This window comes from Brevibacillus composti, assembly GCF_016406105.1.
GTDB lineage: Bacteria > Bacillota > Bacilli > Brevibacillales > Brevibacillaceae > Brevibacillus > Brevibacillus composti.
This window is the reverse complement of the sequence record NZ_CP066308.1, coordinates 1,849,915-1,873,887: the sequence shown is the minus strand read 5'-3', so window position 1 is coordinate 1,873,887 and position 23,973 is coordinate 1,849,915. Positions and strand designations below refer to the sequence as shown.

General features: G+C 53.7%; 29 protein-coding genes. 5 read left to right on the top strand and 24 right to left on the bottom strand.

What is annotated here, in order from left to right; genetic code table 11:
• Positions 1-16: 16 nt before the first annotated feature.
• The 3 genes from JD108_RS09750 to JD108_RS09740 form a co-directional block, all read right to left on the bottom strand.
• Positions 17-910 carry an AlbA family DNA-binding domain-containing protein gene (locus JD108_RS09750; RefSeq protein WP_198829623.1) on the bottom strand — a complete coding sequence of 298 codons (894 nt, stop codon included), beginning with the start codon at positions 908-910 and terminating at the stop codon, positions 17-19.
• Positions 911-1,049: 139 nt separating this feature from the next.
• Complete coding sequence (locus JD108_RS09745; protein WP_198829622.1) at positions 1,050-1,373, bottom strand: SCP2 sterol-binding domain-containing protein; 324 nt, start codon at positions 1,371-1,373, stop codon at positions 1,050-1,052.
• Between the two features lie 192 nt (positions 1,374-1,565).
• The gene (locus JD108_RS09740; protein ID WP_198829621.1) at positions 1,566-1,880 is read right to left on the bottom strand and encodes a YbjQ family protein; all 315 of its coding nucleotides are present in this window, start codon (positions 1,878-1,880) and stop codon (positions 1,566-1,568) included.
• 66 nt (positions 1,881-1,946) lie between these two features.
• On the opposite strand from JD108_RS09740, the gene JD108_RS09735 reads away from it, so the two are divergent.
• The 3 genes from JD108_RS09735 to JD108_RS09725 all read left to right on the top strand — a co-directional run bounded on the left by JD108_RS09735 (position 1,947) and on the right by JD108_RS09725 (position 4,092).
• Entirely contained in the window at positions 1,947-2,204 is a 258-nt protein-coding gene (locus JD108_RS09735) for a hypothetical protein (protein WP_198829620.1), read from the top strand.
• A 31-nt stretch (positions 2,205-2,235) separates the two neighbouring features.
• Entirely contained in the window at positions 2,236-2,406 is a 171-nt protein-coding gene (locus tag JD108_RS09730) for a hypothetical protein (protein ID WP_198829619.1), read from the top strand.
• A 327-nt stretch (positions 2,407-2,733) separates the two neighbouring features.
• On the top strand, positions 2,734-4,092 hold the full coding sequence (locus tag JD108_RS09725; RefSeq protein ID WP_198829618.1) for a TrkH family potassium uptake protein: 1,359 nt from the start codon (positions 2,734-2,736) through the stop codon (positions 4,090-4,092).
• A gap of 79 nt (positions 4,093-4,171) precedes the next feature.
• Here the strand turns inward: JD108_RS09725 and JD108_RS09720 are convergent, their stop codons facing one another.
• From JD108_RS09720 to JD108_RS09700, 5 genes are all read right to left on the bottom strand, one after another.
• Positions 4,172-5,695 (bottom strand): tripartite tricarboxylate transporter permease, encoded by a 1,524-nt coding sequence (locus JD108_RS09720; RefSeq protein WP_198829617.1) that lies wholly within the window; start codon positions 5,693-5,695, stop codon positions 4,172-4,174.
• Positions 5,696-5,710: 15 nt separating this feature from the next.
• On the bottom strand, positions 5,711-6,169 hold the full coding sequence (locus JD108_RS09715; RefSeq protein WP_198829616.1) for a tripartite tricarboxylate transporter TctB family protein: 459 nt from the start codon (positions 6,167-6,169) through the stop codon (positions 5,711-5,713).
• A gap of 82 nt (positions 6,170-6,251) precedes the next feature.
• Complete coding sequence (locus JD108_RS09710; protein ID WP_198829615.1) at positions 6,252-7,277, bottom strand: tripartite tricarboxylate transporter substrate binding protein; 1,026 nt, start codon at positions 7,275-7,277, stop codon at positions 6,252-6,254.
• A 60-nt stretch (positions 7,278-7,337) separates the two neighbouring features.
• On the bottom strand, positions 7,338-8,219 hold the full coding sequence (locus JD108_RS09705) for a LysR family transcriptional regulator (protein WP_198829614.1): 882 nt from the start codon (positions 8,217-8,219) through the stop codon (positions 7,338-7,340).
• An 84-nt stretch (positions 8,220-8,303) separates the two neighbouring features.
• Positions 8,304-9,293, bottom strand: a complete 990-nt coding sequence (locus JD108_RS09700) for an asparaginase (RefSeq protein WP_198829613.1) — start codon at positions 9,291-9,293, stop codon at positions 8,304-8,306.
• A 607-nt stretch (positions 9,294-9,900) separates the two neighbouring features.
• Here JD108_RS09700 and JD108_RS09695 point away from each other — a divergent pair.
• The gene (locus tag JD108_RS09695) at positions 9,901-11,685 is read left to right on the top strand and encodes an IS1182 family transposase (RefSeq protein WP_228728366.1); all 1,785 of its coding nucleotides are present in this window, start codon (positions 9,901-9,903) and stop codon (positions 11,683-11,685) included.
• Between the two features lie 197 nt (positions 11,686-11,882).
• Here JD108_RS09695 and JD108_RS09690 read toward each other — a convergent pair whose 3' ends face one another.
• The 4 genes from JD108_RS09690 to JD108_RS09675 form a co-directional block, all read right to left on the bottom strand.
• Positions 11,883-12,701: an SDR family oxidoreductase gene (locus JD108_RS09690; RefSeq protein ID WP_198829612.1), complete on the bottom strand. Its 819-nt coding sequence runs from the start codon at positions 12,699-12,701 to the stop codon at positions 11,883-11,885.
• Entirely contained in the window at positions 12,698-13,081 is a 384-nt protein-coding gene (locus JD108_RS09685) for a MerR family transcriptional regulator (protein ID WP_198829611.1), read from the bottom strand. Before JD108_RS09685 ends, JD108_RS09690 begins: the two co-directional genes overlap by 4 nt.
• Before the next feature lie 371 nt (positions 13,082-13,452).
• Positions 13,453-14,991, bottom strand: a complete 1,539-nt coding sequence (locus JD108_RS09680) for a YifB family Mg chelatase-like AAA ATPase (RefSeq protein WP_198829610.1) — start codon at positions 14,989-14,991, stop codon at positions 13,453-13,455.
• Between the two features lie 131 nt (positions 14,992-15,122).
• The gene (locus tag JD108_RS09675; RefSeq protein ID WP_198829609.1) at positions 15,123-15,401 is read right to left on the bottom strand and encodes a hypothetical protein; all 279 of its coding nucleotides are present in this window, start codon (positions 15,399-15,401) and stop codon (positions 15,123-15,125) included.
• A 120-nt stretch (positions 15,402-15,521) separates the two neighbouring features.
• On the opposite strand from JD108_RS09675, the gene JD108_RS09670 reads away from it, so the two are divergent.
• Positions 15,522-15,722 (top strand): hypothetical protein, encoded by a 201-nt coding sequence (locus tag JD108_RS09670; protein ID WP_198830241.1) that lies wholly within the window; start codon positions 15,522-15,524, stop codon positions 15,720-15,722.
• Positions 15,723-15,888: 166 nt separating this feature from the next.
• Here the strand turns inward: JD108_RS09670 and JD108_RS09665 are convergent, their stop codons facing one another.
• From JD108_RS09665 to rpsP, 12 genes are all read right to left on the bottom strand, one after another.
• Positions 15,889-16,299, bottom strand: a complete 411-nt coding sequence (locus JD108_RS09665; RefSeq protein WP_198829608.1) for a YraN family protein — start codon at positions 16,297-16,299, stop codon at positions 15,889-15,891.
• On the bottom strand, positions 16,296-16,589 hold the full coding sequence (locus JD108_RS09660) for an EscU/YscU/HrcU family type III secretion system export apparatus switch protein (RefSeq protein WP_198829607.1): 294 nt from the start codon (positions 16,587-16,589) through the stop codon (positions 16,296-16,298). Before JD108_RS09660 ends, JD108_RS09665 begins: the two co-directional genes overlap by 4 nt.
• Positions 16,586-18,382, bottom strand: coding sequence for a hypothetical protein (locus tag JD108_RS09655; RefSeq protein ID WP_198829606.1), 1,797 nt, complete (start codon positions 18,380-18,382; stop codon positions 16,586-16,588). The genes JD108_RS09660 and JD108_RS09655 overlap by 4 nt, the downstream gene beginning before the upstream one ends.
• Positions 18,383-18,420: 38 nt before the next feature.
• A complete protein-coding gene (locus JD108_RS09650; protein ID WP_323958415.1) occupies positions 18,421-19,203 on the bottom strand; it encodes a ribonuclease HII in 783 nt (260 codons plus the stop codon).
• A gap of 134 nt (positions 19,204-19,337) precedes the next feature.
• Positions 19,338-20,228: a ribosome biogenesis GTPase YlqF gene (gene ylqF / locus JD108_RS09645; protein ID WP_198829605.1), complete on the bottom strand. Its 891-nt coding sequence runs from the start codon at positions 20,226-20,228 to the stop codon at positions 19,338-19,340.
• Positions 20,229-20,393: 165 nt separating this feature from the next.
• Entirely contained in the window at positions 20,394-20,951 is a 558-nt protein-coding gene (gene lepB, locus JD108_RS09640; RefSeq protein WP_198829604.1) for a signal peptidase I, read from the bottom strand.
• A 117-nt stretch (positions 20,952-21,068) separates the two neighbouring features.
• Positions 21,069-21,416, bottom strand: a complete 348-nt coding sequence (gene rplS / locus JD108_RS09635; RefSeq protein WP_198829603.1) for a 50S ribosomal protein L19 — start codon at positions 21,414-21,416, stop codon at positions 21,069-21,071.
• Between the two features lie 146 nt (positions 21,417-21,562).
• Complete coding sequence (gene trmD, locus JD108_RS09630; RefSeq protein ID WP_198829602.1) at positions 21,563-22,321, bottom strand: tRNA (guanosine(37)-N1)-methyltransferase TrmD; 759 nt, start codon at positions 22,319-22,321, stop codon at positions 21,563-21,565.
• A gap of 15 nt (positions 22,322-22,336) precedes the next feature.
• Positions 22,337-22,855: a ribosome maturation factor RimM gene (gene rimM / locus JD108_RS09625; RefSeq protein ID WP_198829601.1), complete on the bottom strand. Its 519-nt coding sequence runs from the start codon at positions 22,853-22,855 to the stop codon at positions 22,337-22,339.
• Positions 22,856-22,937: 82 nt separating this feature from the next.
• Positions 22,938-23,345, bottom strand: a complete 408-nt coding sequence (locus JD108_RS09620) for a YlqD family protein (RefSeq protein WP_198829600.1) — start codon at positions 23,343-23,345, stop codon at positions 22,938-22,940.
• 104 nt (positions 23,346-23,449) lie between these two features.
• Positions 23,450-23,677 carry a KH domain-containing protein gene (locus JD108_RS09615; protein ID WP_198830056.1) on the bottom strand — a complete coding sequence of 76 codons (228 nt, stop codon included), beginning with the start codon at positions 23,675-23,677 and terminating at the stop codon, positions 23,450-23,452.
• Positions 23,678-23,700: 23 nt separating this feature from the next.
• Positions 23,701-23,973: a 30S ribosomal protein S16 gene (gene rpsP / locus JD108_RS09610; protein ID WP_198829599.1), complete on the bottom strand. Its 273-nt coding sequence runs from the start codon at positions 23,971-23,973 to the stop codon at positions 23,701-23,703.

The window sequence follows — 23,973 nt, the reverse complement described above, 5'->3', positions numbered from 1 at the left end:
TTTCCTGATGATTCCTTCACAGAAGCCCCAATCGACGGCTGATTTCGCTGCCCAGCTTGCGCTTCACGTAGATTTCACTGATTTGATGCGGATCTTTGACTACGACCGAGCGGTTGTTCGTTCGGATAGCTACATATTTTTCATTGTTTTTGTCCAATCCGCAAATAAGCTCCGATCCCATTTCAACGAAGATGGCGACGACGTATTTATCCTGTACTTTTTGCAGGCTGATTTTGGGAAAAGGGCTCAAGATTGGCACCGTTTTGTCCTGTATGTATTGGGTGATCGCGAGCACGTATTTGTCCGGATCTCCGTACTGTTCCAGCTCATGATCGATTCCCACAACTTCACCTTCGTCCGAGATGCCCAAAAAGAGATTCCCGTTGTTGGAATTGGCGAAGGCCACAATCGTTTTGATCATGCCGCTCTTGGAGAGGAGAAAGTCCTGCTTAAACTCAATCCGATCGCTCTCTCCCAGCTCGATGGCCATGGCCGGGTCATCTACTCGTCCCAAGTAACGAAACCGGCTGATCGCTCCCAGGCGGTATACATACTCTTCGAAAAGATCCGCCGGCAGCGAGAGATCCGTGATCTCCTCATCGGTGTTTTGCCATAATTTGTAGGTCTGTGGCGAGAAGCACATATCAAACAGCACATTGCTTCCCAAGGAGCGGATATTCATCCCGACAGAAGCCGAAACCGATTCGCCAGGCGTATAGTCTCCACCGGCCTCCACTTCCAAAACCCCGCTGCGGATCAGATAGTCGAAGTAATGACGGGACAGGGTGACTTCGGGCTTCAGCGGCTCGCGAACGAGCGGAGTCTTTTTGGTCTGGTGGTACAAATCAAAGTGAACCGATTGTTCGTCAATATGTTTCACGTTCGCCGAAAATGTACAGAAATCGTGCATAGTTCTCCTCATTTTTGCGACTGGTTCATTTGACTTATTCTATCGAACGGTTTAGCCATTGACCAGTCCTATTCTGTCAAACCAGGAAATGTCCGCCTGAACCAGCATTTCTTCGGACATCTCATGTCTTTTATAAAAACTACCGATAGTTCTGCAGGACGGCATGCAATTTTAGCGCGAGTCCCAGATTTCCCTTGGCCTTGATCTTTCCCATCATAAAAGCCGTGGTCGGATTCAGCTCGCCTGTCACCAGCTTGATGAAGCTGGAATCGGACATCTCCAAGGAGCAGGCCGCTTGATCGGGGCCGCCTTCGGCTACAGATACGGAATCCCCGGCAAAACTGATTTGGTAGAGACCGCTCTCCTTCAAATGAAAATGGAACACGGCAGAAAGTCCATCCAAACCAGCGGGATTGGCATTTATTTTTTCCGCTAGTTCTGCGATCATGCGTGATACGGTCATTTTCGTCCTCCCCAACTGTCCAAATATTCCTTCTATTTTATAGCATAGACCTATTCGCTATACGGAGTAAAGGATAAAAAAGAAACCGGACACAAACCAATGTCCGGTTCCCTCGCTGCATGCACGGCGGGCTATGGCGAAAAGCTGCTGTTTTCGCCGCAGTTGCCCCTGCCGGCGTCCAATAAAAATGTCTTATTTTACGCGGACGGCCGTCCCTGTGGCAATGACCATCATCATGCCCTCGCGCAGGGTCTCAAAATCAAGGTCGACCCCGATGACGGCGTTGGCCCCCAGCGCTCGCGCCTTTTCCTTCATTTCGCGCAAGGCCATTTCCCTGCCCTCCGCGAGCTTGTTTTCATACGCGCCGCTGCGCCCCCCGATAATGTCGGTGATGCCGGCCAAAAAGTCTCGAACGACATTGGCGCCTAAAATAACTTCGCCGCTAACGATGTCGAGATACTCCTCTACTTCTTTTCCCTGCAACGTACTGGTTGTGGTTACGATCATCCTGATGCCCTCCCTGGTTTGCTTGCAATGTAATGTCTTATGTAGGAAATACGGATGAGGTCCACCTTGGTTTCAAAAAACCCAGAGCGCGGGCAAATTGGTTCAGGCCTGGGTGGGTTTGTTTTGTCTGTCCGCACGATCGGCTTGGCCGGTTTGCGGCTGCACCTCTGCCGGTTTCCCCTTACTGCTCTGTTTGTGAAGATCGACATTTTTATTTTTGGACATGGATTTCCTCCTGCGCGTGATTTTTCCGGTTTGCCGGATTACTTTTCAGTATGCACCTGTGGCAGCGATGATATTTTTCACTTGGGCGGCGCATGCTAACAGGTAATCGATTACATGCGGAGGTGCTCCGATGAAAGAACCGCTTCCTGCAGAACCCGGCTCAGAAGAGGAAGAAGTAGCAGGACTGCAGCAACTGGTCGAATGGATTAACGCCAAAGGAGACACGGGGGAGATCCGTCAGATCCTCGAGGAACATCAGCCGCCTGAGTCGGACGCCGGGGACGAATGGCTGCGCCCCTGATGTGCTAGTGGCTGATGTGCTAGAGGCAATCTGCAAGCAACTGATGTGCTGATGAGATGGTATTGCCGACGCACTGGTATTGCCGATGCGCTGGCGTGCTGGACGCTGCTCTTTGCTGATGCGCGGACATTACCGGTGCACGGATTGCGGCCGGGAAGTAAATCCGCCTGTCCGCTCCGAGGCTGGCTGTAGAGAATAAGCATCGATTTGCTTTTTCTCCGGCCAGCCTGCTTGTCATTGGAGCGAGCGGTGAAAGACTTTCTTTGCAAGTTGCCCTAGATTTCGGTATGATAACCGGTATGAAACTTGATCAGGAGGCCGTTTTTTTTGACGCTCACCTTTAACAAAAGAAAGTTTAGTTCCGTTCAAATCATTGTTTTCTTGTATGTGGCCAGTGTACTGATCGCTTCCTTTTTGCTCTGGCTGCCTTTTTTCCAGCTTCCTGGCGTCCATCTTTCCTTTATCGATGCGCTGTTTACCGCGGCCAGCGCGATCAGCGTAACGGGTCTGAATGTGGTTACCATCCACGAGGTGTTTAACCAACGGGGGGTGATCCTGCTCGCGCTGCTCTTTCAAATCGGCGGGATCGGCATCATGACGCTGGGCACATTTTTCTGGATGATGCTCGGGCAGCGGATCGGACTGGAGTATCGCAAGTGGATCGCGACCGACCACAACCGGCCGACTCTGGCGGGGTTGGTGGAACTGATGCGAAACATCCTCGTCCTCGCTGTCGTGATTGAAGTGGCAGGAACGATCCTGCTGGGGAGTTATTTTCTCATCGCCGGTTATCACCAGAACTGGTATGAAGCGTTTTATTACGGCTTTTTTGCCGCAGTCAGCGCGTTTACCAATGCCGGCTTTGACATCTACGGCAACTCCTTGCATGATTTTTCCCATGATTACATCCTGCAGACGATCATCATGGGATTAATTCTTTGCGGTGCTGTGGGCTTCCCTGTCCTGATCGAGCTGCGGAATTGGCTGGCTCATCGCCGAGTGGGGCGAAGATTCACCTTTTCCCTATTCACAAAAATTACAACAATTACCTTTTTTCTGCTGATTGTGCTGGGGACACTGCTTTTTTTCCTGTTTGAAAGAGAGGCTTTTCTCCAAGGCAAGAGCTGGCATGAATCGCTCTTCTACTCCCTGTTTCAATCAGTGACCACGCGCAGCGCCGGGCTGTCGACGATGGACAGCAGCATCCTGACCACGCCGACGGTGATGGTTCTCTCCATCCTGATGTTTATCGGCGCCTCTCCCAGCAGTGTAGGGGGCGGGATTCGGACGACGACTCTTTTTGTTCTAGTCGTCACCGTCGCCTCTTACATGCGGGGCCGAAAAGATGTAAAAGTATTCGGCAGAGAGCTGGTCGACGAAGATATCATGCGCTCGTTTATCGTCTTTTTCGTCGCCATCGTGCTGGTGCTGACGGCAGTCATCTCGCTGATGTGGATCGAGGGGTTGCCGCTCGCCCCGGTCCTGTTTGAGGTCTGTTCCGCCTTTGGTACGACGGGTTTGTCCATGGGCATCACCCCTGAGCTCAGCAGCGCGGGCAAATTGATCCTGATTCTCATGATGGTGATCGGACGGATCGGGATTATCAACCTGCTGCTCTTCTTGAAAAAAGACGACTATGCGGTTTCCTATCACTATCCAAAAGAACGGATCATCATCGGCCAATAGCGACCGCGAAAACCCCCACTGCGATCATGCAGTGGGGGTTGCTTTTTATCTGATCAAAGGGGCATTTCTCCCCTTCTCGTCAGGACTCGTCGTTCACCAGGACATTTTTTCCCCGCAGCTTCAGCAGCAGTGGAACGATGATCCACAGCAAGGCGAGGCTGAGGAACAAAAGGGAGATCGGCTTTTGCAAAAAAACCAGGTAATCGCCGTTGGAGGCCGTCAGCGCCCTGCGCAAATTGTTTTCGATCATCGGACCGAGAACGAGCCCCAAGACGATCGGCGCCAGCGGAAAGTCATTCTTTGCCAGAAAGTAGCCGGCGATACCGCAGGCGATCAGCAGGATTAAATCAAAGGTGGTGGCCTGGACAGCGTATACGCCGAAGACGGAAATGGCCAGGATCATCGGAAGCAGGAATTTTCTCGGGGTTTCGATGATCTTGACAAAAATGCGGACCAAGGGCAGGTTGAGAATCAGCAGCATCATGTTTCCGACAAACATGCTGGCAATCACGCCCCAGGCGATCTGCGGATGCTCGGTAAACAGCATCGGGCCCGGCTGCACATTGTACATGATAAAAGCGCCCATGAGAACAGCGGTCGTGCCGGTACTGGGAATGCCCAGCGTCAGCAGCGGGATCATCGCCCCGCCGGATGCGGCGTTGTTGGCCGACTCCGGAGCCGCCACTCCTTCAATCGCGCCTGTGCCGAATTTCTCCGGATTCTTGCTGATCTTCTTTTCCAGGATGTACGAAAAGAAGGAAGCGACAATCGCGCCCGCACCAGGCAGGATCCCGATGAAAAAGCCGAGAATCGACCCTCGGGCGATCGGCGCGGCGCTGTCTTTCAAATCCTTTTTGGTCGGCAGGATTCTCTCGATTTTGGCCAGTTCGCCGTCCTGATTCGGCTCCAGTATATTCTTGAAGACTTCGCTCAAGGCAAACAAACCGACGGCCAGCGTGAGAAACTCCAGTCCGCCGTAGAGGATCGGGATGTTGTACGTGAACCGCGCCACGCCCGATACCGTATCCATGCCAATCGTCGCCAGAAGCAGCCCCAGCACGGTCATGATCAGTGATTTGGTCATCGATTTGCCTGCCAGTCCGCTGACTGCACACAGCCCGAGGATCATCAGCGAGAAGTATTCCGCCGGGCCAAATTGCAGCGCCAGCTTGGACAGGGGCTCCGCCAGAAAGACGAGCGCGATCAGGGCGACGATACCTGCGATAAAAGAGCCGATCGCGGCAATCGAGAGCGCAGCTCCCGCCCTGCCCTGCCGAGCCATCTGATAGCCATCCAGCGTCGTCACCACTGAGGAGGACTCGCCGGGCGTATTCAATAAAATGGATGTCGTGGAGCCTCCGTACATCGCTCCGTAGTACACCCCGGCCAGCAAAATGATCGCGCTGGTCGCTGCGGCTTCCGGTCCCAGCCCGCTGGTCAACGTGGCCGTCACCGGAATCAGCAGCGCCACCCCGCTGATCGGTCCGATGCCGGGCAGGACGCCGACGGCTGTGCCGATCAGCACGCCCAAAAACGCAAACACGAGATTATGCCACTGGAGAGCGATCGAGAAGCCGTCCGCGAGAAAGTGTAGTGTACCCATGATTCCTCTCCCCTCCTACCCTATCAACCACTCAGGAAAGCCGGGTAAAGAACCTTCCAGGACGTTGACGAAGACATAGTAAACGCCGCCGGAAAAAATGCCCGCCACCATCGCTGTCTTGCCCAGATTTCCTCTCTCCATCAACTGAAACGCGATGAACAGAAAGAGAAAAGTACTGATCACATAGCCCAGCGCCTCGAGCGTGAGAGCGTAGAGGACAAACACGGCAAGAATTCCTGAGAACCGCTTTACATCAAAGGATGTGCCCGCTTTCTTTTCCTGTTTGTAGCCAAAGGTCTCATAGAAGAGACGCAGGCTGAGAATGCATAGAACCAGTCCCAAGCCGAGCGGAAATATATCCGGTCCGACATTGCTTCCATACGAGCTTTTGGAGATGAATTGACTTTCATAAACAAATCCAAGGCCGAGAATGGCAAAAAAGAGACTGCTATACCGATCAAACTGTTTATTCATACCTCTCCCCCCTAAGCCTTGAAGGGGCGGAGAGAAGGTCGATCTCCTTTCCCCCCTGCCCCCTTTATTCCGGAAAAAACACTTACTTCGCCATATCAAGCGCTTTCAGCATTTCCGTGATCAACTGATCCTGCTCGCCGAGAAACTCCACGAATTGTTCCGAGTTCAGATATTGTGCTTCCCAGCCGCGCGTCTTCAACTCTTCATGCCACTCTGGTTTTTCCGAAAGGGCTTTCAATTTCTCATCCCAATAGGCGAGTGCTTCCTTCGGCATTTCTTTGGGACCAAAAAGGCCGCGCCAAATGGTGAATTCCGCATCGAGGCCGAGCTCCTTCAGCGTAGGGATCGACGCCAGTTCTCCACTAAGGCGCTCCGGAGAGGTAACCGCCAGCACGCGAATGTTGCCTGCCTTCATATATTCGCCCACACCCGAAGCATCGGTAGCGATGACGTCCGCATTTCCGCCGAGCAGGGCTGTCATCGCCTCTCCCCCGCCTTCATAGGAGACGTATTTGACGCTTTTGGGATCGACGCCGGACTTGTACAGAGGCAAGATGGCGATCAGATGGTCCATGGAGCCTGGTGAAGAGCCGCCGGCGATGGTCACCTTGGTCGGGTCGTTCTTGACCGCATCGATCACGCCCTGCATATCCTGGATCGGCGAGTCGCTTCTGACCACGAAAGCGCCAAAATCCTTGGTCAGCTGGGCGAGCGGAGTGACATCTCTGTACCCATACGGGTTGTTCCCCTCTTTTTTGTTATTGTCGATGATGATCGGAGGCGAGCTGACAAACAGCTTGTAGGGGTTTTTCGTATCCTTGGCCATATATTCGGCAAGGAACACGGCCCCGCCACCGCCCGGCCGGTTCTCGACCGTAATCGTCTGATCGACGAGCTTGGTGTCGTAGAGAATTTTGGCGGTCGATCGGGCAGTCATATCCCATCCCCCGCCCGCTCCGGATGGAGCCACGATGACGATCGGCTTTTCAGGATAGCCGGAGGGTTTCGCCGCTTCCGGCGAGGCTGGGCCTTTTTCGCCCGAGCCGCAGCCTGCCAAACTGACGGACATGAGTGTGGTAAGCAATATCGTGCCAAGCATTTTTTTCATTCGGATGACCTCCCTGTTAAATCCACTTTTTCAAACCTTCTGAAAATTATTGGCAATCTATCATTCGCCTCTTTTTCTGTCTGGCGAAACATGTTCTTTCACAAATTCGATGAAAGCCTGCACCGGGCGCAGCTTGGTCGTGGCATTGGCATACATCATCCATGTTTTTCTTTCCACGGGCTGACCCGTTTTCCAGCGGAGAGTAGACTTATGCAGCTGATCGCTGTCCTTTAGACAAGTCTCCGGTATGATCGCGTACCCCAATCCGTTCAGGACCATTTCTTTGGCGATTTCGACGTTGTCTACTTCCATGGTGACCAGCGGCGGCGTATCAAAATGTTCTTGCCACCAGCTGTTCAGCAGAATTTTCAGCTTGGGATCGGTCTTGTAATTGATTTTGGGAAGCTGAGGGATTTGGGCAAATGCAAACTCGCTGCTGGAGATGATGCACATCGCTTCCTCATCCACAAGATGCTTCTCTTCCGTCCAGTAATATTCGCTGCGAATGATCGCGATGTGAATCTGTTCATTATTGAGCAAATGAAACATATCCGCACTGAGCCCGGTGTACAAATTAACCTGCACCTTCGGGTAGATCTCATGAAAATGCCGGAGGATCCGCGGCAGCCGGTAATATGCGAAGTTGCTGGCAACACCCAGCCGCAATTGGCCCGTCACCTCATGGCTTAACTGGGCGAGATGCTCTTTGGCTTTCTGCAGCTGCAACAGCATCTGCCGGGCGTAGTCCAGGATGTACTCTCCTTCGGGCGTAAAGGATATCCCTCGCTTGTTTCGGAACAAAATCGTGACGCCAAATTCTTCTTCCAGCTGCCGGATTCGGTAGGTTAAAGCCGGCTGCGAGATAAACATCCGCTCGGCTGCCCGCGTAATATTTTTCTCTTCGTGCAGTATTTGCAGCAGGTACCAATCCTTGCTGTCCAACAGTATCCACCCCTATTCTTTCCGTCTATTCATCCATTGTAACGAAACGAGAAAAAAAGAAGGAAAGCAGGTGTGAATGATTCGTTAATATTCGTGGAAGAATTGTTGGATCGCGTCTTTCTGATTCGTTTCGAGAAGAGCCAGCATCAGCAAGATTCTCGCTTTTTGCGGAAGCAAATTATCGGCCGTGACAAAACCATAGCCCTGGTATTGATTCAAGGCGGTCACTCGGCCATTGCCCACACGGCTGCTGCGGACAACGAAGATTCCCTGCCGCGATGCCTCTGCCAAGGCAAGCTCCTCGTCCGAGGAAACCTTTCCGGCGCCCGTCCCCGCTACGACAATGCCCTGGTAACGCTTGGATTCGGTCAGATAACGGATCACGTCGCCCTTTGCTCCCAGGTAGGAGTACACGATGGCCACTTCCGGCAGCGCCTGCAGCGGCACCTGTGAGAAACGCGAATGAATCGTATGCTTGCGAACCGGCTCGCGGTAGTACTGAACCGTCCCGTCGATGTCCACGTAGCCAAGCAATCCCATCTGACCGGATTGAAAGGTCTGAAGCCGGTACGTGTTCGTTTTGGTCCCTTCGCGAGCGGCGTTAATTTCGTCATTTAAGACGATCAGCACGCCTTTGCCCCGCGATTGTTCATCGACGGCCACCCGTACGGCGCGGTGCAAATTGATGCCGGCATCGGAGCCCAGCACATCCAGCGGTCGCTGCGAGCCGACAAACACGACAGGCTTGTCAGTCGCAAGCGTCAAGTTAAGAAAGTAGGCGCTCTCTTCCAGTGTGTTGGTGCCGTGGGTGATGACAGCCCCGTCATACCCTCTCTCGATCAGATAGTGTTCCACTCTCTGTTTGATGAAGATCCAATGCTCGGATGTAATGTCACAGCTGCTGATGTTAAACAATTGTTCGACGGTAATCTCCGCCAGATCCGCCAGCTGCGGTACGCTGCGGGTAATATCCTCAATCGTATAAGACCCGGTCTTGTAATCTTTAAAATCGAGCGCTGTAAGGCCGCTGCCCGAAATGGTGCCACCTGATGCCAAGATTACAATTTTTTTCACTTCATAGCCTCCCTCATATGGTGACGCAACTACTCTCTCTATGATGGCGTATGGAATCGTCCCCCTTCCTCCTCGAAAACCGATTGTCAGACCTCATCCACATCAAAGCTGGTGTTAGTAAGGGCAACCTGACGTTATCCTGATTGTAGAAAAGAAATCATCATAAGAAAAATATATATTTTATTTCATTATGAAAGAAAATTTTTATGATAGCGCGAACAGAGAGGGTCCAACGCACGATAACGGATGGCTTCCGCCACGTGTGCGGCCAAAATGCGCTCGGGCTGCTGCAACTGGTTTGAGCGTTGTGTTTTTACGGTTAGCCGAACAAAACAAGATGAAAGTAAGCCTTCCGAATCTGAGAAAGTTGGCTGAGGTACTGGAAAATAACGAAGGGGCTGTCCAGAAAGTCAGCATAAACTGACTTCTGGGCGCCCCGTTTTTGTTGAATGTAAAAAATAAGCACAAAAAAACCGTCTTTTCTTGTAAAATGGAAGTTACCACACTACCAATTCAAGAAAGGACGATTTTCTTGCGTAATCGGACGACTACTAATCATGATTATACCATGCAACTGGCTCTTCCTCTACAGGATGTGGAAGAAAAAATGATGCCCACGCGACATCTTGCCCCTACCTTCAAACCGTACGATAACAAGCAGGCTCAGATGATTCTGGATTTGGAGATGTATGTTCCCACCCATCATGTGGCTCGTGTCATTGATGAAATGATCGAAGCCATTCCGGATCAGCAGTTGTTTGCTCATTACACGGGCGGAGGCCGCAGTTCCTACCATCCCAAAATGATGCTTAAGGTGATCCTTTACGGCTACTCACAAAAGGTTTATTCCTGCCGCGGTATTGAAAAGCTGTTGCGTGAGAACCTCCCGGCCATGTGGCTGGCGGCGATGCAGCAGCCTGACTTCCGTACCTTGAACGATTTTCGCGGCGTGCGCATGAAAGCGTTCATGGACGAACTGTTTGAAACGATGATCCGCAAGCTCATCGCGGACAACTACATTTCGATGGAGCAGTACTTTTTGGATGGCACAAAGATTGAAGCCGATGCGAACAAGTACTCTTTTGTGTGGAAAAAATCCACGCTTCGCTTCGAGGAAAAGCTCAAGGAAAAGGTGCAGGCCACCCTTGCGCATATTCATACGCTCACGCAGCAAGAAGCTGGCGAATATGCAGCGGCAGACCCGGAAGAGCTCCCTGCCAAGCTCGAAGAAGCAGCGGCCGTGCTGGAGGAAAGAGTCGAAGGCTTAACCGAACAGCTCACGCAGACCAGCGGCAGCGAAGAGCGGAAAGCCTTGCGCAAAGCGCGCAGTGCCTTGAAGAGGCCGCTGAAACAGATTCGGAAGGATTTCCTTCCTCGCTTCGCCAAGTATGAGCAGCAGAAAGCCTGCTTTGGCGATCGCAACAGCTACTCGAAAACCGATCCGGACGCCACGTTTATGCGCATGAAGGAAGATCACATGAAAAATGGCCAACTGAAGCCAGGCTACAATGTGCAAATGGCCACGGAAAACCAGTTTGTTTTGTTCTACAGCATCCATCAGCGTCCTACGGATACACGATGCTTTATTCCGCATATGGAGCGATTGGCGGCGTCTTCGTTGCCGATGCCCAAAACCGTGATTGCCGACGCTGGCTATGGCAGCGAGGAAAACTACTTGTATGCGATGGGCGAAGAAAAACAGCCGCGATTTGAGTTTCTCATACCCTACGGCAACTATTTGAAGGAGAAAACCCGACGATACCAGAAGGACATCCGGCACGCTTCCAACTGGACGTATGAAGAGCAGGATGATCGCTTTGTTTGCCCGAATGGTCGATACGTTCGCTTTAAGAAATACCAGACGAAAAAAAACGCTTCTGGCCTGGAGCAAAGCTTCAAGATCTATGAATGTGAGGATTGTAGCGATTGCCCGCTCAAGCTCTCGTGCACCAAAGCAAAAGGGAATCGCCAGGTACACTGGAACACGATATGGGAAGAGTTAAAGGCAAAGGCCAAAAGAGCCCTTGAGGATGACGAGAAGTCCGCGATCTATGCTCGGCGTAAAGTGGAGGTAGAAAGCGTGTTCGGTCACCTCAAGGGCAACCGGTCGTTCCGACGGTTCTCCTTACGGGGGCTGGACAAGGTTCACGTCGAGTTTGGGATTGTGGCATTGGCCCACAATCTATTGAAAGTGGCAGGCATCCGCCTCGCTACTTTCCTGCAAAAGCAGCCGCACAAAAAAGTTGGACGGAAAACATTACGTTTTTCCGCCCAACTTTTTATTTTGGGGACTTATTGGACAGCCCCTTCCGTGCATGGTTATCTGCATTTTTGGGGGGGAGTTGGAACAAAACGACAGTATAATTTAAAGTGTCCACTATTATGGAAATGAGTGGGTTTTTGGGGTAAAGGGGTAAGGGACTTCCAGCGTGTTTCTTGCAAGGTTCGCAAAAGGCGGCGAAGGAAAATGGGCCAAGAAGACTCTTACAGCTCCCAATTTCATTTTTTATCGGTCCACACAAAATACTCCCGGCCGATGTCTCAATTCATCTTTGCCAGCGATGCGTTCTATTTCTCGTGTATACTTTTTTATTTAACAAAAAGTTTTGCATTTTCCTTAACCCACTCTGCGAAAGTGGATGGTTTTTGTCCCGTTACTTCCTCAACCGTGGGCAGTACCGTACTAACAGATTTAGGCGGATTAAGGTGCCAACGGATCACATAATCAATTGCATCCTCCCGAACACCCATTCTTCTCATCTGTTCACGTTCTTCTTCTTCGGAGCTCACTATATACTGAATGTCTCGTCCAATCACTTCACCAATGATCCGGACTTTATCTTGCACCGACAAACTCTCTGGCCCTGTTAGTACATATATTTTACCTGCATGACCCTTCTCGGTTAGTACAATCGATGCGACTTTTCCAATATCCGCTTCATGAACAGGGGCAATTCGTGATCCTCCAAACAGATCGCGAACAACCCCCTCAGAGCGTATAGAGTTTGCCCATTTTCGTGCATTTGCCATAAATTCAAAGGCTTGCAGTTGAGTCCACTCCAGACTACTTGCTTCAACTGCCCTCTCAAAAGGGCCTTTCTCTCCGTTCCATAAAACGGTAACTCTGCGCACCCCAGCCTTCTCAGCTAGTTCAATGATTTCTGGACCCGTTTGTAATGGCGTATATTCGGCACCTGTTGTAATCAAATGCATGCCGCTTACGCCAACCAACGCGGGAACTAGCGTACTTGGATCACTTAAATCTCCAGCTACAACTTCTACATCATGAGGAAGATTGGCTTGCAGAGGATTACGTGTCAATGCTCGTACCTTTTGGCCCCTTTGTATAAGTTGATCCACAACATGCCGTCCTACGGTCCCTGTTGCTCCTGTCACTAATATGGTCATTTGTTTTCCTCCTCCCGTTTTTGTTCCATCTGCTTGATTTTCTCAGCCAATTTTTCTCTCGCATCGGTTAAAGCATTTATTTGTTGGTTGATCTCAAGCATCTTCGCCTCATACATAAGCAGTAACTCTTCACAATAAACGTCCTTTTCTTTATGCTCCTGGCGCTCAGGATATTTGCAGAAGATAATGTCTCTAATTTGTTCTGTGGTTAGCCCTAAACCCAGATAAAGTTGAATGGTGTTAGTGGATTCGATCACATTCTCGTCATATACCCGATAATTATTTTCTTGACGAGATGCTTTGATCAATCCTTTTTCCTCGTAATAACGAATCGAACGGGCACTAACTCCAGTTAATTTTCTTACCTTTCCGATTCTCAAAGGATGACCTCGCAGATTGGGGAGATTATCCTTATTATAAAGTTTCACATTAGTGTAAAGGTCAAGAAAGAAATTCCGTAACGTAATATACCGTTCACGCGCACGGTGCTGAAAAATAATTAAGCCGAACCAAAGAGAAAATTCTAAAGGCACTACGTGAGGTCTTTCAATGGGTTTGGACAGAAACTCCCTGACCATTCCATGGTTTTTTTACAAAGCTCAAGATGGAACCGAATCTTTTGTAGATTTTGACTACATTACTTGCAACACTAGTGATCTTTCGGTAAACGTTGGTGTTGAAAAGAGGAGCTACAGGAACCGGAAACCGATGGTCATCATCCACATAAAAATCTGGTGTGAGTAAGAAAATTTTAGGATAGCGCGAGCAGGGAGCGGTCCAACGCACGATAACGGATGGCTTCCGCCACGTGTGCGGCCTGAATTCGCTCGGACTGCTCCAGATCGGCGATCGTGCGCGCGACCTTGACGATCCGGTCATACGCCCGGGCACTTAACCCCAGCGTCTCAAAAGCGAGGTGGAGCAGGTCTTGTCCCTCGCTGTCCAATTGGCCAAAGCGGCGCAGCTCTTCCCCGCTCATCGTGCTGTTGAACGGAGTCGCCGGCCGGTGGGCGTAGCGCTTTTGCTGGATTTCCCGCGCGGCCTCTACTCGTCCGCGCACCGTCTCCGACGACTCCGCCGTCCTCCGCTCATGCAAATGCTGGACCGGCACGCGAGGCACCTCCAAATGCAGATCAATCCGGTCCAGCAGGGGACCCGACAGCTTCGCCCGATACCGCTGAATCTGCGGCGGCGTGCAGGTGCACTCGCGCTGGTCTTTGGAGCCGTAAAAGCCGCAGGGACATGGGTTGAGAGATGCGACCAAGAGGAATCGGGCAGGGTAGGTAAAGACATGCTTCGCCCGCGCGATGGTCACCACACCGGCCTCCAGCGGCTGCCTGAGCGCTTCCAGCACATGCCGGGAAAACTCCGGCAGCTCGTCGAGAAACAGGATTCCTCTGTGAGCCAGACTGCACTCGCCCGGCCGCGGGCTCTGCCCTCCCCCGCCTACGAGAGCGGGCATCGTCACGGTATGGTGCGGGGCACGGAACGGCCGCTCCCGAATCAGTCCGGCTTGTCCCGTTAACTGTCCGGCAATGCTGTAGATCTTCGTCACGTCATAGGATTCGTCCACATTCATCTGCGGCATGATGGTCGGCAGGCAGGTGGCCAGCATCGTTTTGCCGGAGCCGGGGGGACCCACGAGCAGAACATTGTGAAAGCCTGCCGCCGCTACTTCGAGGCCCCTTTTGACAAAGGCTTGGCCGTAGACATAGGAAAAGTCGTGGGTGTTTTGTGTCAGCGGATTATTCTGCGGCTCGCTCTCTGCCGCTTCGGGCGCCTCCAATCCAGTCGTCCAATAGCGGACGGCCTCGGCCAAATGGGCGGCAGGGAGCACGGCGAGATCGGCCAGTCTCGCTTCGGCGGCGTTCTCCGCGGGGATAATCACGTGGGTAAAGCCTTCTTTTTGGGCTTGGAGCAGCGTCGGCAATACTCCGCTGACCGGGCGCAGGGAACCGTCCAGGGCCAGTTCGCCTAGCAGCAAGATGGCTTCCTCCCGTTTGGGAATCTGCTTGGATGCGAGCAAGATGCCCATCGCGATGGCCAGGTCGAAGCCGGAGCCCTCTTTTCGCAGGTCGGCCGGCGCCAGATTCACCGTGATGCGCTGCATCGGGTATTCGAAACCGGAATTGCGCAGGGCTGCTCTCACCCTGTCCCGCGATTCTTTCACAGCGGAGCCGCCCAAGCCGACCAGATCGAATTGCGGCAGGCCATTGGCGATGTCGGTCTCGACGGTGACGATCATGCCCTCGATGCCGTGGACTGCTCCGGAATAACTGCGTGCGTACATAAAAAATCACCTCTCTATCAGCTTAGGAAATGATAGGAGAGGTGTGCAAATAAGGTTGATGAGTGGGTACGGGATTGACAACCTGATTGTATATCGTATTGGTATCGTCCTCTGACTCTCTTTTTGGATGATCATTCCCTCAACCTTCCACTGGCAAACAAATACAACAGCAACCCCAAAATGACGCCATGCACACTTACTAAGAAGTAAAAAGGCAAATCCTCTACGTAAATCCACCCAACTTGCACTGCGCCTCCTCGATTTGATGAGATGAAAGCAATTGATATGGCGGCTATATTAGACAGGACGATGAAAGCAATCGAGCTCCGCTTCAGGTATTCCCCATTTTTATCTTTAAAAATTCCAATCAGAATGAATAGTAACAGAAGAAAAATCCAAATAAGTGTCATGATTCCACCTCCCAATCCTATATTCGTATATTATTAATGGAAGGAACAACAAATCCCTCCTCTATTTTCCAACAAACCATCTAAAACAAATTGCCCCCATTCCCGGAGGTGCTTTTTCCAATGAAACGCATCAGTGAAAATGTGATCATCATCGAGCAATTATGGGTTATCCTTGTCCCGCTGCTGCTCGCGCTCGTGGGCATATCCTGTCTACTCGTCGGAGTGGCCAAAAGAGACCGGGTGAGTCTGCTGGTATCCGGCTCCTGCTTTTTGGCTCTATTCGTGCTTTTTTCGATCTATTCTTTTATGGTGTCATCCTAAAAAGACAACCCTGCCCACAAAAAAAACCCTCCGGCAAAAACCGGAGGTCCAATGATGGTGCTTGGAGGAGTTTCATCGCGTCGAGTACAGTACATAGTACGCCGTTACCGGGTGCAATGCTGTAGACGTATCCCTAGAGGGGCGCTCATTTCGCGCCCGTTTTTAGTTAAAAAGCGTAGCGGATATGCGTAATGGCCGGAGCGGCCGCAGCGGGCAGTCCGGCATCGCCGCCAGAGGTCCGAAAGCCCCGTCCGTGCTCATACTGGTACTGGACCCCCACCACATCAAAGCGAAAGGCTTTCACCGGCGCGCTCCGCGTTTGCAGGTAGGCGAGGGCGATCTCCCTCAGTTTCTGCTGCTTTTGCCGCGTAACGGACTCGACGGCCGACCCGAACTTCAGGCTGGTCCGGGTCCGCACTTCCACGAAGACCAGCTCCCCGCCGTCCCACAGGATCAAATCAATCTCTCCGCGTGCCGTCCGATAGTTCCGCTCCGCCAAGCGGTACCCTTGCGCCAGCAGATACTCCTCCGCCAGCCGTTCTCCCCGCTTCCCCAGGTCACGCCGTGCATCCGTCATGCTTTCTTCTTGCCTCCTATGTCGAGCCTGTAGACAAAGGCGAGTATCTCCGCGACGACCTGATACAGCTCGGGGGGGATCTGCTGATTCAGCTCCAGCTTGCCCAGCACTTCGACCAGCGAAGGATCTTCCTGAATGGGAATCTCGTTTTCCTTGGCTGCCTTCAGCAGATTTTCCGCCACGTAGCCCTTTCCCTTGGCGACCACGGCAGGGGCATCCATCAATCCCGCCTGATAGCGGAGCGCGACGGCTTGTTTCCGTTTTTCCTTGTCAAAGGGAGGCGTGCTCATACGCGGAAATCGACCCCCTTGTAATCACTCAGCTGGTATTTGCTTTTCGCGGCCATCCGCGCCGGACTGTCGCCCTTCGCCTCCGGGATGGCCTGGACCCGCATCGAAGACAGCTGATAGCCGATCCCCTGCAATTGGCCGACCAGTTCATCCCGCATGGCGTGCACCAGCGGTTCTACCCACTCGCTGTTGTTGAACACCTGTATATTGACGATCCGGTTGACGATGGCCACATCCAGCAGAGTGATGCCCATCTTATTCAGGTCGAGGTTGAAAAACAGGCGGCAATTCTCCGGGTCCAGTTCCCCGCCGCCTTTTTTCTTGGATTCGATCTGGACAAAAGCCGTATCCTCCCCGTCCTGGGTGCGGATGGGAATCTGCATGACCACCTGCGCAAAAGGCTGGTGGGAGGGCTGCGCCAGCATCAGCTGCTGGCCGGTAATCTGTTGCAACAGCGTATCCGCCGCATCCCGCAAAGCCGCCGGAACGCCGCTATGGGAGCCGCTGGACAGCTGCAGCAGGAGCGACTTGGCGGTCTCCATATGCTTAAGGATTTCGGAGGTGCCTGTGAGGGCCTGGCTGGCCACCTCCCGCTCATGGCCGAGACCAAGCTGCCGGAACAGCTCCAGGATCGGGTGATCTGGCCGGCCGGCTGCTGCCGAATGGGGAGCCTGTCCCCCTGTCCCCGGCGCTGTGGCAGCGATTGGAGCCGTTTGCGACTGATCACCGCCCGCATTGGATTTGGCCGTGTCAGCTCCCGACATCTCTCCCACATTCCTGCTGCTCATCCCCGAAAGGTCTGCCGATCCCGTACCGTTCGTGCGCGGAAGCGGAGCTTCCCCCGCCTTCCCTGTCTCCGCACCGGGGCGATTCAGTGCACCCTGACCGGCGGCATTTGCCTGAAGTCCCTCCGGACCGGCTGAGCCGCTCTTCATCGGCTGGGCTGAAGAGCCTGTTTCTGCCCCTCTCGCCAGCGTCGATGCGCTCCCGCCGGCTAGTGTCCCGCTTCCATTTGCGGGCGTCCCCTGCTGAGCAGCCTGCGTCTTGCCCGATTCCCCGGATGCGGAGGCATCCTGCTGCGGCAAGGTGTAGGCGAGCTGGGCCAGCTTGTCCCGAAGGGCGGCCACAATCGTCTGCAGCTGCCCTCCTCCTGCTGCGGTGGCCGGACTGCCCGTACCGTTTCCCGCTGCTGGCGGCACTTGGTGCCCGCGCAAAAAGGAGTCGGCCTCCCGCAAAAAGGCTTGGATCGTTTGACTTAGCGGCTTCTCGGCGAGAAAAGCCTTCAAACCGGCGATGGCATCTGGCGTCACCGGCAAATTCCGCCTCAGGGAAAGGAGAAAGGCATCCAGGGTCCCCTGATCCGCCCCCAGCCGCTGGGTGACGGCCGCAAAGCTCTGGGCTGCTTCCCGATTGACCGGCAGATTTGCGGAAACCAGCGCTTGCACCAGCGACCGGTTTTCTTTGGTGTCGGCGATGCCGAGGGATTTCATCAGGCCATCCAGCGACGCATCCGCGACGGCCCCGCCCTGCGGCGCGCTTAGCACCTTCAGCGTGATGACTCCTCCATGCGAAGGCTGGACCTGCAGCCAGGCGCGCTGTCCTGCTTCCAGGCTCGCCTCCAGCTTGGCCTGAAGCTGCATGCCGCCGATCTGGACCAACGCCATATTCTCCGGATACGTTCGGAGAATCGCTCCTGTAAAGACTTGGCCGGGTGTAAACTCCACGGGTCTTGCTGCGGACAGGTGGCCGGAGCGCTGCATCAGCGACTGGATCATTTGGGCAGGGGAAAACATGACTTCACCTTCTCACGGCAGGTCTGGAACGCGGTACCTCAGGCCTGGGCCTTGGCTCCGGTAAACGTCCGCCGATGAATCGGGGTCATGCCGTAGCGCTCCAAGGCCGTCAGATGTTCCGCTGTGCCATAGCCTGCATTTTTTTCAAAGCTGTATTGCGGATAGGCGGCTGCGTACTCGCTCATGATCTGGTCGCGCGTCACTTTGGCGACGACAGAAGCTGCCGCAATCGATACGCTTTTTCCATCTCCGCCGATAATCGGCAGTTGTTTGTACGGCAAATCCTTCAGCTGCACGGCATCGAGCAGACAGGCGTCGGGGCTGACTGTCCGGGCCGCTTCCTTAATAGCCAGCCTCATCGCTTCCTTGGTCGCCTCGAGAATATTGATTTCGTCGATCCGCTCGGCAGAGACGATGCCGATCCCGACAGCAAGCGCCTTTGAGCGGATCACTTCGGCAAAAGCCTCTCGGGTCGCCGCCGGCAGCTTTTTCGAATCATTTAAACCGGGGAGGTAAAAATCCGCCGGCAAGCAGACTGCTGCTGCCACTACCGGGCCGGCAAGCGGACCTCGGCCCACTTCGTCGATGCCGAAGAGATGGGTATACCCCTCGGCTCGCAGAGAGCGCTCAAAGGTGGTCATCTCCTCCCACTGACTGGCTAAGCGGGCTTGTCTGGCCTGCTGTTGTTCCACCTGGCGAGCCAATTCATTGACGCCTTTGCGTTTATCCTCGTGCAGCCATTGTAAAAAATCTTTGGGGACCTCGTCCATTTTTTCTAGCAGATCACGTATTTCTTTTATCGACATTTCCGCCAATTTCATTGATTTCCTCACCTTGTGAATTATGTAATGTGTCCATTATATCGAAAAACGGGAACGGATGTCGCCGCAGCACGGTTGTCTCCGCATGAAAAAACCTGTCCGCCAAAGAGGCCAGACAGGTTCCAGAATGCCATTTAGCTCAAAGTTAGCGGCTTGCCAATCGGCTCATCCATCTCCCAATCGACAGGGCGCTCCAGCGTCACCGTGCCCAGCTTGCCGGACCGCAGCTCACGCAAAAAGAGCTCGGCAGCCTTGTCGTAATCGATCTGGCCGCCTGCGACCAGACAGCCGCGCTTTTTGCCGATGGTCTCCAGCAGCTCGACCCGGTCCGTGGGCATTTCCTTCAGCTTGAAGCGCTCCACGAGACGCTCGGGATAGTAGTGCATCATGTAGCTGATGGCAAACAGGGCCACCTCGGTAAAATCGATCAGCTCGTCCTTGATTGCCCCGCTTGCCGCCAGCCGCAGACCGACCATCTGATCTTCGAATTTGGGCCAGAGAATCCCCGGGGTATCGAGCAGCTCCAAGGTATCGCCCATCTTTACCCACTGCTGGGCTTTGGTCACGGCCGGACGGTCTCCCGTTTGGGCGACGGCCCGCTTGGCCAGCCGGTTAATCAGCGAGGACTTCCCGACGTTGGGAATCCCCAGGATCATGATCCGGATGGCGCGTGCCTGCATGCCCCGCTCCGCGCGCTTGGCCAGCATGTCGGCGGCCAGCTCTCTGCATACCTCCGGCAGCTTATTCACGCCTTTTCCGCTGAGCGCGTCGATCGGAAGCGTCCGCAGCTCCCGCTCACGGAAGTAACGCACCCACTCATCGGTCACTTTCTCATCAGCCAGATCCGCTTTATTGAGCAAGATCAATCGCGGCTTTTCACTGACGATCTCGTCAATCATCGGATTGCGGCTGGATAAAGGCAATCTCGCATCCAACAGCTCGATCACCACGTCAATCTGCTTCAGCTTCTCCGTAACCTGTCTGCGGGCTTTTGCCATATGTCCAGGAAACCACTGAATCGTCATGACGTCTCACCTGCCTCTCTCTATCCTGCTATTTCGTAATGGTGCTTTGCCCATCATCCGGGTAACTCATGGTGCTTCGCGCAAGTACCGGTCAATTGATGGTGCGCTGCGTGCGATTCAGATACCCCATCGTGCCTGGCGCCCAGCCTGGATGACGGTTGGTCCCTAGCGCGTGATCCGGATACCGGAGAGCGGCCAGAAGACGAACTCCGCACGCCCGACGACCTGGTCCAGATCGACAGGACCGATCGCACGGCTGTCGTGGCTGTCCTGACGGTTATCCCCCATGACAAAAATTTGCCCTTCGCCAATGTGGATCGGGCCGAAGTCATCGGTCAGCGGGATGCCCATCTCTTCCGCTTCCTTGCGCTTTTCCTCCAGATACGGTTCTTCGACCGCTTTGCCATTTATCAGTAACTGGTCATTTTTCACTTCCACCGTATCACCCGCCACCGCGATCACGCGTTTGATATAGTCGCGCCGCGCTTCCGCGTGAAACACGACAATATCCCCGCGCTTCGGCTCGGAGAGATAGTAGATGGCTTTATTGACCACCAGTTTTTCTTGGTTATGTAAGGTGTACTGCATGGAATCCCCATCGACGATAAAAGGGGCGAACAAAAAGGTGCGAATGACAAATGCCAGAAAGACGGCTATGCCCAGCGCCTTGAGCCATTCCCATGCCTCATTTTTGGTTCGGCTGGAGGCGACTTCTTCGCTCATCCTCAATCCCTCCACTTCTGCCGGTATCTTCCCCTGAATGGGAGCGGTCCATTCCTGATGCAATGGAAAAAAGGGCCCGGCTAGCAGGCCAGACCCCTTTGTATCAAACACTTGCTATTAACGACGGATTTCTTTAATACGGGCCGCCTTACCAACACGGTCGCGCAGGTAGTACAGCTTCGCACGGCGAACTTTACCATAACGCACTACCTCGATCTTGTCGATCTTTGGAGTGTGCAATGGGAACGTACGCTCAACACCTACGCCGTAAGATACCTTACGAACAGTAAATGTCTCGCTTACGCCTGTACCGCGACGGCGAATCACGACACCTTCAAACAGCTGGATACGTTCGCGCTGACCCTCGATAACCTTAACGTGAACACGAACAGTGTCACCAGGTCGGAAAGCAGGAATGTCCTGTTTCAGTTGTTCTTTTTCCAATTCACGAATCACTTGGTTCATTTTCAATTCCCTCCTTCCCATCAGACGTTCTTACTCGCCTATGAGCAGCACGGTCATCACCGGCTTACGAGTAGCGGACCGCCTTAGTCAGCGGGCAAAATTGCCACAAGAAGTATATTAACATATTGGCACCCAAACGACAAGGTCTAATCGGCAGACGAGCCTGCATTTTTTTCCTCTTCTTCAAGCTCCCGCAGCAGTTTTTGCATCTCCTTGTCCTTGTCCCACTCGATTTTCTCCAGGAGATCGGGCCTGCGCTCTTTGGTGCGGCGCAGCGATTCTTTCAAGCGCCAGCGGACGATGTTGGCATGGTGGCCGGACAGCAGGATATCCGGCACCTTCCACCCGCGAAATTCCGGAGGACGCGTGTAGTGGGGATGCTCCAGCAGACCCGTGGAGAACGAGTCTTCGACCGCAGAGACTTGATTCCCCAACGCGCCCGGACGCAGACGCACGACGCTGTCGATGACGACCATCGCCGCCAGCTCCCCGCCCGTCAGCACGTAATCGCCGATGGAGATCTCGTCGGTCACCAGATATTGACGAATCCGCTCGTCATAGCCCTCATAGTGTCCGCAGATAAACACCAGATGCTCTTCCTGCGCCAGCTCCTCCGCCAGCTTTTGCTGATACGGCCTACCCTGCGGGCACATCAGGATGACGCGCGGCTTGGCTTCGGCGGTGACAGCCTCCACGGCGCGAAATATGGGCTCGGGCTTCAGCACCATCCCGCCGCCCCCGCCATACGGCGTATCATCCACTGTGCCGTGCTTGCTCTCGGAGTATTCGCGGAAATTGGTAACGTGGTATTCCACGATTCCCTTTTCCCTGGCTTTGCCGAGAATGCTGCTCCCGAGGACGCCTTCAAACATCTCGGGAAACAGAGTCAGTATGTCGATTCGCACCCCATGTCCTCCTATCTACAGCAAGCCTTCCATCAGATGGCAGACGACGCGCTTGCCGGCGATATCCACCTCTTTGATGCAGTCGTCGATAAACGGCAACAGGATCTCTCCGCGCTTTCCTTTGACGACCCAGACGTCATTGGCCCCCGGCTGCAGCACCTCGACGATTTTGCCGAGCTCCTCGCCCGTATCGGTCACCACGGTGCAGCCGACCAGCTGATGTATGTAAAATTCATCCTCCTCCAGCTCCAGCAAAGCATCCTCCGGAACTTTCAGCTCGCCGCCCTTGAACTTCTCCACGTCATTGATCGAAGGGTAGCCTTCAAAGCTGAGGATCTCAAAATCCTTTTGCTGGCGCCGGGTCGCTACCTTGAGCAGCAGCGGCTCCGGCAGAGAGGGATGAAACAAGTATAGCTCGCTCCCCTTTTGAAACCGCTCGTCGGGAAAATCGGTGGTCGAAATCACTCTCACTTCCCCGCGCAGTCCCTGGGTATTGACCAGCTTGCCCACATTGTAAAAGCGTTTTTCCTGCATATCTTTCCTCCTTTCCGGTCGACGCAAACAGACGAGGCCCTGCCGCATTGCGGCACGCATACGGCCTGCGGCTCAGGCTTGTTCATCCGCCTCGAATCTCGTGGACGATCCCGTCTTTTAACAGGATTGCCGTTTCCGCCATTTTCTCTTCCCACACATCGCCTACCTGGATCTGAACCGGGCTCTGCAGTGTCATATAGTCCATCTCTGCTCCGGCGGGGAGCTGTTCCAGCAGTCTCAGCTGCATGCGCAGATTCTCCAGTTTCTCCTGACGCCGCCGCTCTTCCTCCGCGATCTTTTGCTGGGCCTGTTGGGTCATGTCCCCCTGCCGTTTTCGCGCATCCGCCAGCAGCTTCCTCGCCTGAAACTCCCACTGATCCCATTCATCCTGCTGCGCGCGAAGCTGCCTTTCGTACTGCTCTTTCATCGCCGCGCGGGACGCTTCTGTCAATATGATTTTAACCTTGACTGTACGCAAGATGGTGAGCATCCGCTTTCCTCCCGTCCTGTATCCCTTGGGCGGTGCATCTGACGTCATCGAACCTCGTCTTTCGCAAAACGTAGAAAAAAGACTGGGACAACTCCCAGCCTTTCCTAGACAATCTCAACCGTGACGCGCTTGTCCGTCTGCACGGACGCGGCGATCACGACATTGCGCAGCGCTTTCGCGATTCGCCCCTGCTTGCCGATGATTTTCCCCATATCCTCGGGGTGCACCGACAATTCATAGACGAGTATGCGCTCTTTGTCCACAGCATTCACACGAACTTCATTCGGATGATCGACGAGAGCCTTTGCGATCGTTTCGACCAGTGCTTTCATCATCGGACCTCCAGATGATCGGCTTACTTGCCGTATTTCGTTTCGTGTACTTTTGCCAGAACGCCTGCTTTGGAGAGCAGGTTGCGAACGGTGTCGGTTGGAGCTGCACCATTCAGGATCCATTGTACCGCTTTCTCAGTGTCAATGTTAACAACAGCCGGTTGAGCAACCGGGTTGTAGTAACCGATTTCCTCGATGAAACGGCCATCACGCGGAGAACGGGAGTCAGCAACGACTACACGGTAGAACGGAGCTTTCTTGGAACCCATACGCTTCAGACGGATTTTTACTGCCAT

Bases quoted from the DNA above. Each gene is read 5' to 3' on its own strand.
- JD108_RS09750 (WP_198829623.1), bottom strand. From the start codon at position 910: ATGCACGATTTCTGTACATTTTCGGCGAACGTGAAACATATTGACGAA.
- JD108_RS09745 (WP_198829622.1), bottom strand. From the start codon at position 1,373: ATGACCGTATCACGCATGATCGCAGAACTAGCGGAAAAAATAAATGCC.
- JD108_RS09740 (WP_198829621.1), bottom strand. From the start codon at position 1,880: ATGATCGTAACCACAACCAGTACGTTGCAGGGAAAAGAAGTAGAGGAG.
- JD108_RS09730 (WP_198829619.1), top strand. From the start codon at position 2,236: ATGAAAGAACCGCTTCCTGCAGAACCCGGCTCAGAAGAGGAAGAAGTA.
- JD108_RS09720 (WP_198829617.1), bottom strand. From the start codon at position 5,695: ATGGGTACACTACACTTTCTCGCGGACGGCTTCTCGATCGCTCTCCAG.
- JD108_RS09715 (WP_198829616.1), bottom strand. From the start codon at position 6,169: ATGAATAAACAGTTTGATCGGTATAGCAGTCTCTTTTTTGCCATTCTC.
- JD108_RS09710 (WP_198829615.1), bottom strand. From the start codon at position 7,277: ATGAAAAAAATGCTTGGCACGATATTGCTTACCACACTCATGTCCGTC.
- JD108_RS09695 (WP_228728366.1), top strand. From the start codon at position 9,901: ATGATGCCCACGCGACATCTTGCCCCTACCTTCAAACCGTACGATAAC.
- JD108_RS09690 (WP_198829612.1), bottom strand. From the start codon at position 12,701: ATGACCATATTAGTGACAGGAGCAACAGGGACCGTAGGACGGCATGTT.
- JD108_RS09680 (WP_198829610.1), bottom strand. From the start codon at position 14,991: ATGTACGCACGCAGTTATTCCGGAGCAGTCCACGGCATCGAGGGCATG.
- JD108_RS09675 (WP_198829609.1), bottom strand. From the start codon at position 15,401: ATGACACTTATTTGGATTTTTCTTCTGTTACTATTCATTCTGATTGGA.
- JD108_RS09670 (WP_198830241.1), top strand. From the start codon at position 15,522: ATGAAACGCATCAGTGAAAATGTGATCATCATCGAGCAATTATGGGTT.
- JD108_RS09665 (WP_198829608.1), bottom strand. From the start codon at position 16,299: ATGACGGATGCACGGCGTGACCTGGGGAAGCGGGGAGAACGGCTGGCG.
- JD108_RS09660 (WP_198829607.1), bottom strand. From the start codon at position 16,589: ATGAGCACGCCTCCCTTTGACAAGGAAAAACGGAAACAAGCCGTCGCG.
- JD108_RS09655 (WP_198829606.1), bottom strand. From the start codon at position 18,382: ATGTTTTCCCCTGCCCAAATGATCCAGTCGCTGATGCAGCGCTCCGGC.
- JD108_RS09650 (WP_323958415.1), bottom strand. From the start codon at position 19,203: ATGAAATTGGCGGAAATGTCGATAAAAGAAATACGTGATCTGCTAGAA.
- ylqF (WP_198829605.1), bottom strand. From the start codon at position 20,228: ATGACGATTCAGTGGTTTCCTGGACATATGGCAAAAGCCCGCAGACAG.
- lepB (WP_198829604.1), bottom strand. From the start codon at position 20,951: ATGAGCGAAGAAGTCGCCTCCAGCCGAACCAAAAATGAGGCATGGGAA.
- rplS (WP_198829603.1), bottom strand. From the start codon at position 21,416: ATGAACCAAGTGATTCGTGAATTGGAAAAAGAACAACTGAAACAGGAC.
- rimM (WP_198829601.1), bottom strand. From the start codon at position 22,855: ATGCAGGAAAAACGCTTTTACAATGTGGGCAAGCTGGTCAATACCCAG.
- JD108_RS09620 (WP_198829600.1), bottom strand. From the start codon at position 23,345: ATGCTCACCATCTTGCGTACAGTCAAGGTTAAAATCATATTGACAGAA.
- JD108_RS09615 (WP_198830056.1), bottom strand. From the start codon at position 23,677: ATGAAAGCACTGGTCGAAACGATCGCAAAGGCTCTCGTCGATCATCCG.
- rpsP (WP_198829599.1), bottom strand. From the start codon at position 23,973: ATGGCAGTAAAAATCCGTCTGAAGCGTATGGGTTCCAAGAAAGCTCCG.